General features: G+C 61.5%; 11 protein-coding genes. 5 read left to right on the forward strand and 6 right to left on the reverse strand.

Annotation, left to right across the window (positions count from 1 at the left end; translation table 11 throughout):
* Nucleotides 1-54: 54 nt before the first annotated feature.
* The 3 genes from cpaB to EN869_RS25860 form a co-directional block, all read right to left on the reverse strand.
* A complete protein-coding gene (cpaB, locus tag EN869_RS25850; RefSeq protein WP_127230078.1) occupies nucleotides 55-1,095 on the reverse strand; it encodes a Flp pilus assembly protein CpaB in 1,041 nt (346 codons plus the stop codon).
* 102 nt (nucleotides 1,096-1,197) lie between these two features.
* Nucleotides 1,198-1,416 carry a Flp family type IVb pilin gene (locus EN869_RS25855; protein ID WP_127230079.1) on the reverse strand — a complete coding sequence of 73 codons (219 nt, stop codon included), beginning with the start codon at nucleotides 1,414-1,416 and terminating at the stop codon, nucleotides 1,198-1,200.
* A gap of 80 nt (nucleotides 1,417-1,496) precedes the next feature.
* The gene (locus EN869_RS25860) at nucleotides 1,497-1,733 is read right to left on the reverse strand and encodes a Flp family type IVb pilin (RefSeq protein ID WP_127230080.1); all 237 of its coding nucleotides are present in this window, start codon (nucleotides 1,731-1,733) and stop codon (nucleotides 1,497-1,499) included.
* A 498-nt stretch (nucleotides 1,734-2,231) separates the two neighbouring features.
* Here EN869_RS25860 and EN869_RS25865 point away from each other — a divergent pair, with 498 nt between their 5' ends.
* From EN869_RS25865 to EN869_RS25885, 5 genes are read left to right on the forward strand one after another with little or no spacing between them, the layout of a single operon-like run.
* On the forward strand, nucleotides 2,232-3,617 hold the full coding sequence (locus tag EN869_RS25865) for a CpaF family protein (protein WP_127230081.1): 1,386 nt from the start codon (nucleotides 2,232-2,234) through the stop codon (nucleotides 3,615-3,617).
* A complete protein-coding gene (locus EN869_RS25870; protein ID WP_127230082.1) occupies nucleotides 3,617-4,588 on the forward strand; it encodes a type II secretion system F family protein in 972 nt (323 codons plus the stop codon). The genes EN869_RS25865 and EN869_RS25870 overlap by 1 nt, the downstream gene beginning before the upstream one ends.
* Nucleotides 4,589-5,557 carry a type II secretion system F family protein gene (locus tag EN869_RS25875; protein ID WP_245519974.1) on the forward strand — a complete coding sequence of 323 codons (969 nt, stop codon included), beginning with the start codon at nucleotides 4,589-4,591 and terminating at the stop codon, nucleotides 5,555-5,557.
* A gap of 52 nt (nucleotides 5,558-5,609) precedes the next feature.
* Nucleotides 5,610-6,161 (forward strand): tetratricopeptide repeat protein, encoded by a 552-nt coding sequence (locus EN869_RS25880; protein ID WP_127230083.1) that lies wholly within the window; start codon nucleotides 5,610-5,612, stop codon nucleotides 6,159-6,161.
* Nucleotides 6,158-6,703: a prepilin peptidase gene (locus tag EN869_RS25885; RefSeq protein ID WP_127230084.1), complete on the forward strand. Its 546-nt coding sequence runs from the start codon at nucleotides 6,158-6,160 to the stop codon at nucleotides 6,701-6,703. The genes EN869_RS25880 and EN869_RS25885 overlap by 4 nt, the downstream gene beginning before the upstream one ends.
* Before the next feature lie 10 nt (nucleotides 6,704-6,713).
* Here the strand turns inward: EN869_RS25885 and EN869_RS25890 are convergent, their stop codons facing one another.
* From EN869_RS25890 to EN869_RS25900, 3 genes are all read right to left on the reverse strand, one after another.
* Complete coding sequence (locus EN869_RS25890; RefSeq protein WP_245489623.1) at nucleotides 6,714-8,123, reverse strand: ABC transporter substrate-binding protein; 1,410 nt, start codon at nucleotides 8,121-8,123, stop codon at nucleotides 6,714-6,716.
* Nucleotides 8,124-8,156: 33 nt separating this feature from the next.
* Entirely contained in the window at nucleotides 8,157-8,525 is a 369-nt protein-coding gene (locus tag EN869_RS25895) for a hypothetical protein (RefSeq protein WP_127230085.1), read from the reverse strand.
* 93 nt (nucleotides 8,526-8,618) lie between these two features.
* The coding region (locus EN869_RS25900) for a DUF5801 repeats-in-toxin domain-containing protein (protein WP_167509403.1) at nucleotides 8,619-11,742 on the reverse strand (3,124 nt) is incomplete at its 5' end.

The following is an 11,742-nucleotide window of genomic DNA, read 5'->3' on the forward strand; positions in this document are numbered from 1 at the left end:
ACACCGTCCCCCTTGCGGACTTGTCCGGATTCTCGTAATCCGAAAGCGCTGTCGCTATCTCTGTCGCGGCACGTCATATGTTTCGAGCTTCACGCCGCGAAACACCCCGATTGTAGCGCGGGCCGGCGGTTCCGGCTGCACATATTTTACGACTTCCTTTACAACTTCCTGCACTTGTGGTGCGGGTGCCACAGCGGGAGCAGGCTTCACCTTGCTCAACTGGTCGATCTGGCTGCCAACTCGCTCCACCGCCTGCGCCAGGCCATCGATCTTTTCGTTGGCGCGCTTCCGTTCGTCCGCGGCTGCGGCATCGGCTGCCTTCTGCCGATCTAGTTCGGCCTGCCGCTTGGCGACATCCTCCGGCGTGTCGCCGGTCAGGTCCGAAAGCGTAACGCGTTCTGTCGACTCGCCGTTACCGGCCGCAGCCTGGCGAAGCGCCAGCGACAACTGCCCTGCACCCGCGGCAAGCGTCAGCTTCTGCGCATCCTTGGTGTTGACCTCGACTGTCACAGCCTTGACGACGGTCGGGCTGTCCTTGCTCTCGTCGGCGACCTGGTCGACGGCGAGAACCTTGACGCTCTGCAGCAGCACATCGACAAAGCTCTTGGGCGCGTTGCCGCTGTCCTGGGTCGTGCGGGTCAGCAGGATGTCAACCCGGTCACCAGGGAAAACGAAACCGGCGACGCCCAGCACGTCATTCACTCTGATGGAAACGGCCTTCATGCCTTCGCCAAGCACCGCCGAAAGCGTTGCGCGTTGGCCCGGGCCCGTGATCTTGCCGGCAAGCACGGGCTCATTGACGCCGATCGTCTGCAAGGCTTGCTTGCTGCCTTGGCCAGCCAGCAGATCCTTGACAGTCTTGAAAGCGCCGGCCGGAACAGCGCCTGCGGGCCAGGCGATTTCTTGTAGCTTGTCGGCTGTCAGCGTGTCGCCGAACTTCAGCGCCACCGCCGCCACCACCACCGTATCGCGTTTGACATTGTCTGTTTGGGCCATCGCGCTCCGCTGGTTGGCGAGCCAGATGTTGGCGAGCACAACCGCGAGAACGCCAAATACACAGGCGAGGACGATCATGATGAGAGTGTTTGCGCGCATAGCCCCAAGAACCCCAAAATATTTCTGTCAATTTTTGATCGCGTCAGCCCACCGCGAGAACGAGATCGGGCCCAGATCCGAGAATCCGGGCCCGACGTATTGTTACGTTCCAGTTCCAGCAGCCGCGTTGCAAGTGCCGATGCCGGAGTTATTCATAACGCCACATAGGCCCGTAAAGCGTCCGCTCACCCAGAGACCGATTGCGACGATCGCGAGGATCGCCGCGCCGGCGATGATGCCGACCAGTATCGAATACTCCACCATAGCAGCGCCGTTTTCGTCATCACGGAACTGCTTGGCTACACCGAAAAGCTTTCCCATTTGGTTCTCCTTTTGGCAGGGCTGAAAAACCCAACCAAGATCGGGCCCGGACCCGCTGATCCGGGCCTGATCTATCAGCCTCAGGTGCCAGTACCGGCAGCTGCGTTGCATGTGCCGTTGCCGCCGCCGGCAACTACGCCGCGGCCATTAAGGATGCCGCACAGGCCCGTAAAGCGGCCGCTGACCCAGAGGCCGATCGCAACGATCGCCAGGATCGCAGCGCCCGCGATGATGCCAACCAGGATGGAATATTCGACCATGGCAGCGCCGTTTTCATCGTCGCGGAACTGCCGGGTCATCGTCATGAGCTTCTTCATGCCAATTTCTCCCTTTGGAGGTTTGAACCCGACGAGACGAGCCTAAGGATGAACCCCATACCCAAGCATCCCCCGTCGATTTCAATCCTAGGTCGCGTGAAAAAGCAGAGTCAAACGGATTAACAGTTGCTTAACCTTTCAATACCTGAAGATCGAGGATTCAATTTTTGACAACAGCTTGATTCGCCTCACTTTTCAAGCCATCTTAACCATTCATTCACAATTCGGCCACCGAGGCGTCTCAGGTATGGCGGCATTAGGAAACCAACATATATGTTTATATCTAAGGATTTAGAAGGCATATTAGCTCATACTGCGACATAAGTCCTAAGACTTTGGTCTGAGCTTTTGTATCGTGCTGAAATAAAACGATTTCCCGATAGATCGATTTTTTAACTATGTTGCAAGTAATACACGATTGCAGCCGCCTCGCTGCTTGTGCCCCTCGTGGTTAACGCTTAGTTTCGATCATGGGATTGGCAAGGGGGCTAGAGCGGCATGTTGGGTCGCTTCATCAAAGGACCGAGTGAGCAGCGGGTACCCCAGACGGTGCCTGGGGTTCCGACTCCAAATGGCGCTTTGCCTTCTGCGGCAGTGGAAACAGAAGCGCAAAGCGACGATTTCCTTTCGCTCAAGGTCGATCTCCACCGCCACCTTATCGACCGCTTCAATCTGACCGCGCTCGAAAATGCTTCAAAGGACGAGATCCTCAACGAGATCCGCCCGATCGTGCGCGAGTTCGTGCGCGGTAGAAATGTACCGTTGAATTCGCGTGAGCTCGATCAACTCACCAGCGATACCGCTGACGAAATGCTGGGACTTGGACCGATCGAGCCGTTGCTCAAGGACGATTCGATCGCCGACATCCTGATCAACACACACAATCATGTCTTCATAGAGCGCCGTGGCGTGCTTGAGGAAACCTCGATCCGCTTTCGCGACGAGGCGCACCTGCTCCGCGTCGTCAACAAGATCGTCTCCAACATCGGCCGGCGGGTCGACGAATCTTCGCCGATGGTCGATGCCCGCCTGGATGACGGCTCGCGCGTCAACATCGCCGTGCGGCCGATCTCTGTCGACGGCCCACTTGTGTCGATCCGTAAATTCTCCAGGAACCCTTATTCACTGGAACGCCTCATGGCGTTCGGTTCGATCCGCCAGCCCATGATCGACTTGCTGCGCATCGCTGTGCAGTCGCGCAAGTCGATCCTGGTTTCGGGCGGCACCGGCAGCGGCAAGACGACTTTGCTCAACGCGCTGTCAAGCTACATTCCGGCCAGGGAGCGTTTGATTACGATTGAGGACGCCGCCGAGCTTCAACTGCAGCAGCCACATGTCGGCCGGTTGGAGACCCGCCCGCCCAATGTTGAAGGCAAGGGCGAAGTTCGCCAACGCGAGCTGGTCAAGAACGCACTGCGCATGCGCCCCGACCGCATCATCGTGGGCGAGGTGCGCGGCGAGGAAGCCTTCGACATGCTGCAGGCTATGAACACCGGTCACGAAGGATCGATGACCACCATTCACGCCAACACGCCGCGTGACGCGCTCTCGCGACTGGAACAGATGGTCGGCATGGCCGGCATGCCGATGACCCATGAGTCCATCCGGGCCCAGATCGCCTCGGCCATCGACATCATCGTGCAGACACAGCGCCTCTCCGACGGCGGCCGACGCGTTATTTCGATATCCGAATTGACCGGCATGGAGGGCAATGTCGTTCAGTTGCAGGAACTCTATAGCTTTGTACGCCGCGATGTGGGGGCGGATGGCCAGATCATCGGCGAGTTTCGCGCCACCGGCATCCGTCCGCGCTTTGCCCAGGAAGCTGCGACGTTGGGCTTTCACTTCGCCAAGGACGCGTTCAATCCGCAGGTGCCGCTCTGATGTTTACCGGCCAGACCCTGCTCTATTTCATCTATGTGCTGGCGGCGGCATCCGTCATTCTCGCGGCTGAAACGTTCTACGTTTCCTATGCGAAGGGCCGCTCGCGGGCCGGCACGATCAACCGGCGGCTTAAGCGCCTGGCCGAAGAGGGGCCGGCCGAGCAGACCCTGCAGGGGCTGCTGCGCGAACGTGGACTGACTGACTCCGGTGACTACGTCTTTGGCGCGGTCGGGCTGAACAGGCTTTACACGCAGTCCGGAATCACTGGAAATCCGCTGACCTTCGCTTTGATATTCATCTTGGCCGGGCTCGTTGTCGCGATGCTTTTCAAGCTGTTGCTGGGATTTTCCGCAATTGCGGCATTGGTGGCCTTTCTCATTGTAGGTTTCATCCTGCCGCTGCTGCTCCTTCGTCGAGCCCGCAACAAGCGGATCATGAAATTCGCCAGGCAGTTGCCCAATGCGCTCGACATGATCGTCCGCTCGCTGCGCGCGGGCCATCCGGTTTCGGTGGCGGTCGGCTTGGTGGCGCGAGAAATGCCTGATCCGCTCGGTACTGAGTTTGGTATCGTTTCCGACGAGATCACCTTCGGCCTCAGCATCGAGCAGGCCGTACGAAAGCTGTCGGAGCGGGTGGGCTTCGAGGGCTTGCACCTTCTTTCGGTGTCGCTTTCCATTCAGTCCAAGACCGGCGGTAATCTCACTGAGATACTGGCGAACCTGTCAGGCGTGCTGCGCGAGCGGCAAAAGCTCAGAATGAAGATCAAGGCGCTCTCCGCCGAGGGCCGCTTCTCGGCATGGGTAATCTCACTCTTCCCGATCGTCATGTTCGCGATCCTTTGGATCATTGCGCCGACCTACTACGGGGCGGTCTGGGGGAATCCGCTCATCTTTCCGGTTTTCACGATCTTCGGCGTTTGGGCGCTGCTTGGCGACTTCATTATGTATCGCATGATCAACTTCGACTTCTGAGTGGAGCGGAACATAACTTTCCTTTCGAACATATTGAGTTCCGGGCTTCTCGTCTCGCTTTCGGTTTTCGGCGCGGCGGTGGCGCTGTTCCTTTTCGGCGCGCTCACCTTTCTGCCCGCCTTTCAAACCCGAAAGCTGGTCACCGAAAGCCTTTTGTCGGAACGGGGGCTCAATCGGCGTTCGCTAGACGCACAGCAGCAGCTGATCAAAATTTCGGCACAGAGGCCTGTTGATGCTTACTTCCGCACGCTTGAGAAGGAACGTGGCGAGCCTAACGCCCTTGAGGCAAAACTGTTTCGCGCGGGTTTCTATCAGGCGAGTGCGCCGCTTTTCTACACTCTGTCCCGCATAGGTGCTGTCGCCATTGGCTTTCTGGCGGTGTACACTGGCCTGACTGCCGTGTTGCCCCCCCAAATTCCTGGCGTCATTGCATTTGCCGGTGCCGCCTTGTTCGGGTTGGCTTGCCTCGTAATTCCGAGCATAGCGCTCGACCGTTTCGAGAATGCGCAGAAGCAGACCTACCGCCGCGGCTTCCCCGACTTCATGGACATGATGATCACCTGCGCCGATGCCGGCATGAGCCTGGAGGCGGCGGTCGAGCGCGTGAGCCAGGAAATGGCGGGAACCCACAAATGGCTTGGCATCCAGCTTGCGATCATGAATTTGCAGCTGCGTGCCGGCAAGCCGCTGCGAGAGGCGCTCCGCGAGCTTGCTGATCGAATCGGTCTCGAGGAAGCGCGTTCGCTTGCCGTGCTATTTCGGCAGTCAGAAGAACTTGGCACCAGCCTGACAGAGGCCCTTCGCGTGTACAGCGACGAAATGCGCACGCAGCGAATCCTCTACGCGGAGGAGAAAGCCAATGCGCTGCCGGTCAAGATGATGATCCCGCTCGGCATCTGCATCTTTCCGGTCGTGCTGATGATCGTTCTTTTGCCGGTGATCATTCGCATGAGAGGCATTTTCTTCTAGCCGGTCGTATGATTACCCTCTAAAACTGAGTCGGGGACTCGTGGGACACACTATGATACGGCCAAAGCGCCTCGCATTCGCGACCAGCCTGCTGCTCATCTTCCTTGCGGGCTGCCAGACAAAAGAGCTCGCCGACGGCGTGGTTCGCACCAACGAACCGGCCACGGGCGACTACACCGCCTTCGGCGATGCCTTCAAAGGGCTGAAGACCGTCAGCGACGTCGACTACTATGCCTCCGACCAGGCGGTCACCGAGGCCAAGACCCAGTTCCGCTCCGGGAATTACGGCAACGCCGGCGCCCTGTTCTACAAGGCCACGCGCCTGGCTCCGAATGACGGCGTCGCCTGGCTGGGCCTTGCCGCCTCTTGCGACCGTATTCGCCGTTTCGATCTGGCTGACATGGCTTACGCCAGGGCCTATCGCCTACTCGGCGCCACGCCGGAATATTACAACAATGTCGGCTATTCCTATCTGCTGCGTGGCAAGCTGCAGGATGCCCGCAGCAACTTCCTCAAGGCCTATGAGCTGGCGCCGAACGATCCCACCGTGGCCAACAATCTGAAGCTGCTCTCGTCCAGCGTGAGGAACATAGAGCGGTCATGAGTCTTTTGCTCATCGCTGCGCTCGTCTTCAAGGGGCTGGCTATCCTGTTGCTCGGGCGTGTCGCGTGGCTCGATTTTTCTACGCAGCGCATCTCGAACCGTGATGTACTGTTGTTGCTCTGCCTCGGTCTCGGAACACTGCAGTTCCATTCGTTGCAGACCGGCTCGTGGCTGGAGATGGGCATCAGCGCGATTGGAGGCGTGATCCTCTTCGCTGCACTCTTTCCGTTCTGGCTTTTGCGCAAGGTTGGCGCCGGCGACGTCAAGCTGATGAGCGTTATGCCATTTCTCATCGGCGGAACCGACCTGGTCGTATTTTCTGTGCTGCTGTTGGCCTTCGCTATCGCCACCGCGGCCGTGGTCAAGAATCCTTTTCTTCTACCCGCAGGCATGTTCCGCCACTACGTGCAGCATCTGGACCGTAAAGGCGTGGTGCCGTTCGGCGTACCGATTTCGGCAGCCGCCATCTGTGCGATAGCTTTGCAGATGTATTACGCACTGAGGGTAGCGACCAGCTCCGGCATACTGCAGCAGCTCAACTGAGCTTCCCCCCTCAAAACCCCGACGTCGACTTCTCCACCAGCTTCAATTGGCCCTTTTCCACCTTGAAGAACGGCATCGATCTCTGGCTCGAGCCGTCGGCGCGGAAGCGGAACAGGCCGGTCGAGCCGCGGAAGCCGCTCGTATTCTCCAGCACCTGCTTGCTGAAGCCGCCGGGGCCGGCGGAGCTCGCGATGCCCGCGCTCAGCGCCACCATGTCGTAGGCATAGGCCACGTTCATATCCGGCTGGTAGTTGTAGGTTGCCTTGAAGCGGTCCGCGATCGGTCCGGTGTCGCTCTGGTCGAGCGTCGCGATATAGGCGCCTTCGTAGAGCGGATCCATCGGGCGCTCCAGCCAGCGGTCGGTGCCGATCAGCGTCACGGCCTTGCCCGGAATGCCTTTCGCCTTCAGCGCCGCAAGCACCGCGGCCGGGCTGCCGTCGCCGCTGGCGACGACCACGGCGTTGGGCGCGTCGACCAGCGAGCCCATGTCGGACACCGCCTTCGCGCCGTCCGCCACCGAATAGGGCAAGGTCACCGCAAGTGTCGCGCCGTAGATGCTGAGCGCGTTGGCAACCCTGGATTCGATTGCGCTGCTGTCGGTACCCGCCGGCGCCATCAGCACGAATTTCTTGGCGCCCTTGCTGGCGATTGCCGCCGCGCCCGCCGCGGCACTGTCGGCTTCGCTGAGCCGCACGGAATAGACGCCGGGGCCGCCGGCGAAATTGTCGGCCAGCGCCAGCACCGGCGGTCGCTTCGAGCCGGAGAGCTTGGCAAGGTGCTGCGTGGCGGCAAGCTCCGACGGTCCGATGATGACCTTCGCTGTCCCCGACGTGATCGCCTTGACGGCGAGGTCCTTGGCGTAACCGCTGTCGCCGCGCGTGTCCTGGATCGTCAGCGTCAGCAGCTTGTCGCCGAGATCGGCCATCGCGAGCCGCGCGCCGTCATACATCTTGCGGCCGTTCTCGCCAGTGCTTCCCGGCGCCGAAAGCGGCAGCAGCATAGCCACCTTGGTCGGCCCCGTGCCGAGCGTCAGATTGGCCTGCGCGGCGGTGACCGAGGTCGGAGCTCCCTGGGTCGGGCTGGCCTGGGTCGCGCTGCCCTGGGGCGCACTGCCCTGGATCGCACTGCTTGCCTGCTGAGCGGGCGCCGCCGGGCTGGCTTGCGTCGGATTGCTTGCCTGCTGGGCAGGCGCTGCCGGATTGCCGGGCTGTGCGGTGGGTGCCGCAATCGCCGACGGATCGAGCACGTCCGACGCTCCGCTCTTGGACTGGCATCCGGAGGCGGCCGCAAGAACGACAAAGGCGAGCGCCAGGGCTCGCCAACGCTCGTGTCGGAAATCAGCTTGCGACGCCACGCCGGCATGGGCGGCAGCCGGAGTCGCGGAGGCGGCCGCCTCCGCCCAGGCTTTCATGGCCATCATTGCAACCGGTCGGCGCAGCGCTCAGCCGTCAGCTCAGTGCATATACTCGACCATACGGTCGTGGAAGCACTCGCATTTGTTGAGCGTATCCTCGTCCTTGTAGTTCGTCTTGAGGTAGCCATAGGCCATGCCGCAGGCGACCTTGGCTTCCGAAGCCCAGACGAAGGCGGGACGCGACGAGTTGATCCATTCCGGACTGTTGGCGACGGCGACCGACTCGTCCATCAGCTTCACCACATGGTCCTTGAGCTCGACAATGTTATCGGTCAGCACCAGGTCAGAAGTGCCGACAGTGCGGCAATAGTTTATCGCCGGCTCGCCGATGATGTCGGCGGCGAAGCCCGTCGACCCGGCGAGCAGCAGCGCCGTGGCCGAAGCCAGCAATCTTGCATAACGCTTCATGTAAGTCCCTCTCCAAACTGCAAATTCACCGTTCGCTAATGCATAGCATGGAAGCGCGGCCACGCATAAGTGCTGAGCCGCCACACATAGGTGCTAAATCGTGGCCGTGTGCTGCACATGGTTCGAGTCGTCGTAGAGAATGTTGATCGTTCCGGCGGCAGGCGTGTTCGTCAGTTGCGCCACGTCCACGAAATTGGCGCCGCCGGTCGTGCCGTTGGTGTCGACGCTCAGCGTGCCGTTGTTGTAGTGCACGTAGTCGGTGATGTTGCCTCCGGCCGCCGTCTCGAACAGCGCGGTCAGGTCGATCTTGTCGCCTTGACCGCCCGCGCCGCTATAGTCGCTAATCAGGTCCTTGATATCGAGGTGGTCGAGCTTGAACGTGTCGGCGCCCGAGCCGCCAGTGAGCGTGTCCTGGCCCGAACCGCCGATCAACAGATCGTTGCCGGCACCACCGATCAGTGTGTCGTTGCCGCCTCCACCGGAAAGGGTGCTGCCGGTGTTGTTGGCTGTCAGGGTGTCGGCGAAGTTCGAACCGATTGCGTTCTCGAACCCGCTGATCGTGTCGCCAAGCGCGCCCGCTCCGCCGACTAGCTGTGTCAGCAGGTTGACGGTGACTCCGGCGGTTGCGTTGCTGTAGTCGACGGTGTCGTTGAGCCCGGTGCCGCCATGGAGCGTATCGGCTCCCGAGCTTGCGGCAAGGACTTCTCCGGTCGTGTCGAGACCCGTCAATTGATAGCCGCTGCCGGAATGCGTTCCGGCCAGAGCCACTGACAGATTGTCGGTGCTGGTGACGCTGTCCCCGTCGTGATCGGTGATACCGAGCGCGAAGTTGAGCGTTGTATCGCTGACGATGGTCTGCGAGTTGTAGGTCAGCGACAACAGCACGACCTTCGGGTCGTCGCCGCCGGCGCTGGCAATGTTCTTGACGTCTACTTCGCTGAAGTTGAAGAACGCACCGCTGTTTGACCCGTTGGTGCCCCAGTGTGCGGCGTCGACGATCAACGGCGTGCCGTCGGTCTGGGTAACATTCCAGGTCGCTGATGTCGTGTGCGTCGCATCCCAGATGGTCACCTGGAAATGCTCGGACGTGTCGTTGCCGCCCTTGCCGATGCCGACCGTGACAGCGCTTTGCGTGAGACCAAATTTGAAGGTGAGGGTCTCATTGGTCTCCAGATTGCCATTGTCGATGCCCATGCCGTTGGCGTTCTTGAACACCTTGTGCGCGGTGGGGTCGGTATTGCCGGAGTTGAAGCCGTCGATGATCACGTCGTAGCCGCTGGCCGGAACCGGATCGGTGCCAAAGCTGGCCGAGCCGGAGGCGATCTTTACGTAGCTGCCGTTGCCGTTCGGGATCCCCGAGACGACGTCGAAGACGGAAGTCGACTGCAGGCTGTTCGTCACCAGGTGGAAGTCGTAGTTGCCGTCCGCCCCGGCGGCGAGCGTGAAGTACTCGTTGGTACCCGTGGCGCCCTGCGCATCGGCAAGCGTCGTATAGGCGGTCATCTGCGATGTATGCGTCGCCGCGTCGTAATGGGCGTATTCGTAGAATGTGTAGAGGGTTGTGGCTCCGCTCTTCACATCGACCTGCGTCACCGCATCGCCATTGACGTTCGTGCCTTGGCTGGTCTGCGTGTACGTCAGTCCGCTGGGCGCGGTCCCCATCGCCAGGCTGATCGCAGACGTCGCGCTTGGGCCGTCTGCGCCGAAGGACGGCGTCCAGGTGCCGTGAACGTCGGTATTGTTGACGTTCGGCATGATTGCGTCCTGGATGTTGCTGATCGTCGGCGTGTCGTCATTCACATTGATTGCCAGCGACCCGGTGGCAGTGTCGCCGTCGCCATCGGTGGTGACATAGTTGACCGTGAAGGAGACGTTGTTCTCGTTCAGCCCCGCGGGATGGTCGATCGCGTGCAACTGCGTGACGGTGTAGTTGCCCGAGCTTGTATCGGCGAGTTGGATCAACAACACTGCGGTGGCGCCCTGGCTGATGGTCAGAGTCTGCCCGCCGTTGCTCACGGCTGCAGTGAAACCGGCCGGCAGCACGATGCCGGTAGCGGTCAGCAGCGTCGAGCCGGCGCCGTCGGCGCCGTAGCTGTGGGCCAGCGTGCCGGCTGTGTTGGCGGTGTCGGGATTGACATCGCCGGTGCCGCCTGGATTGCCGCCGGCGAGTGCGTCGTCATCGAGCTGGACGGCGCTGTTGGCGGAGACGGAGGGGCCGTCATCGAGGAAGGTGACCGCACCGCCGACATCGATGGCGCCGGTCGAGGCGGTGTCGCCATCGGCATCCGTCACCGTCGCCGTCACGGCGATCTTGCCCGCCAGGTTCAGTGCGTCATTGTAGGCGGCGGCCGTCGAGCCATCGACCAGATGTTCAAGCGCGACGTTCTGCACCACCGTCATCTTGCCGTCCGCGGCGACCGACACGGTGAAGGCGGTGTGGGTGCCGCCGGCATCCGTGTACTGGCCCTGCACCGTGGCGCCGACCTGGACCAGCGTGATGGCATGGTCGCCCTGTGCCGTCGCCAGCCCCGAGGCCGCGTTGGTCACCGACAGCGCATAGGTCGTCGTGCCGGCGCCGTCGGCGCCGTAGTTGGAGGTCAGCGTCACGATCGCCGCAGCGCTCGTGGCCGTCATGATCGCCGGGTTCAGCACGCCGTCCGTCGTCGGACCGTTGTTGGTCTCGTCGAGCGTCACCGAGCTGCCGACCACCGCATTGCTGATCGAGGGGCCGTCATCGAGGAAGGTGACCGCACCGCCGACATCGATGGCGCCGGTCGAGGCGGTGTCGCCATCGGCATCCGTCACCGTCGCCGTCACGGCGATCTTGCCCGCCAGGTTCAGTGCGTCATTGTAGGCGGCGGCCGTCGAGCCATCGACCAGATGTTCAAGCGCGACGTTCTGCACCACCGTCATCTTGCCGTCCGCGGCGACCGACACGGTGAAGGCGGTGTGGGTGCCGCCGGCATCCGTGTACTGGCCCTGCACCGTGGCGCCGACCTGGACCAGCGTGATGGCATGGTCGCCCTGTGCCGTCGCCAGCCCCGAGGCCGCGTTGGTCACCGACAGCGCATAGGTCGTCGTGCCGGCGCCGTCGGCGCCGTAGTTGGAGGTCAGCGTCACGATCGCCGCAGCGCTCGTGGCCGTCATGATCGCCGGGTTCAGCACGCCGTCCGTCGTCGGACCGTTGTTGGTCTCGTCGAGCGTCACCGAGCTGCCG

Source organism: Mesorhizobium sp. M2D.F.Ca.ET.226.01.1.1, from assembly GCF_004022705.2.
Lineage (GTDB): Bacteria > Pseudomonadota > Alphaproteobacteria > Rhizobiales > Rhizobiaceae > Mesorhizobium.

Bases quoted from the DNA above. Each gene is read 5' to 3' on its own strand.
- EN869_RS25860 (WP_127230080.1), bottom strand. From the start codon at position 1,733: ATGAAGAAGCTCATGACGATGACCCGGCAGTTCCGCGACGATGAAAAC.
- EN869_RS25880 (WP_127230083.1), top strand. From the start codon at position 5,610: ATGATACGGCCAAAGCGCCTCGCATTCGCGACCAGCCTGCTGCTCATC.
- EN869_RS25885 (WP_127230084.1), top strand. From the start codon at position 6,158: ATGAGTCTTTTGCTCATCGCTGCGCTCGTCTTCAAGGGGCTGGCTATC.
- EN869_RS25855 (WP_127230079.1), bottom strand. From the start codon at position 1,416: ATGGGAAAGCTTTTCGGTGTAGCCAAGCAGTTCCGTGATGACGAAAAC.
- EN869_RS25895 (WP_127230085.1), bottom strand. From the start codon at position 8,525: ATGAAGCGTTATGCAAGATTGCTGGCTTCGGCCACGGCGCTGCTGCTC.
- cpaB (WP_127230078.1), bottom strand. From the start codon at position 1,095: ATGCGCGCAAACACTCTCATCATGATCGTCCTCGCCTGTGTATTTGGC.
- EN869_RS25865 (WP_127230081.1), top strand. From the start codon at position 2,232: ATGTTGGGTCGCTTCATCAAAGGACCGAGTGAGCAGCGGGTACCCCAG.
- EN869_RS25890 (WP_245489623.1), bottom strand. From the start codon at position 8,123: ATGATGGCCATGAAAGCCTGGGCGGAGGCGGCCGCCTCCGCGACTCCG.
- EN869_RS25870 (WP_127230082.1), top strand. From the start codon at position 3,617: ATGTTTACCGGCCAGACCCTGCTCTATTTCATCTATGTGCTGGCGGCG.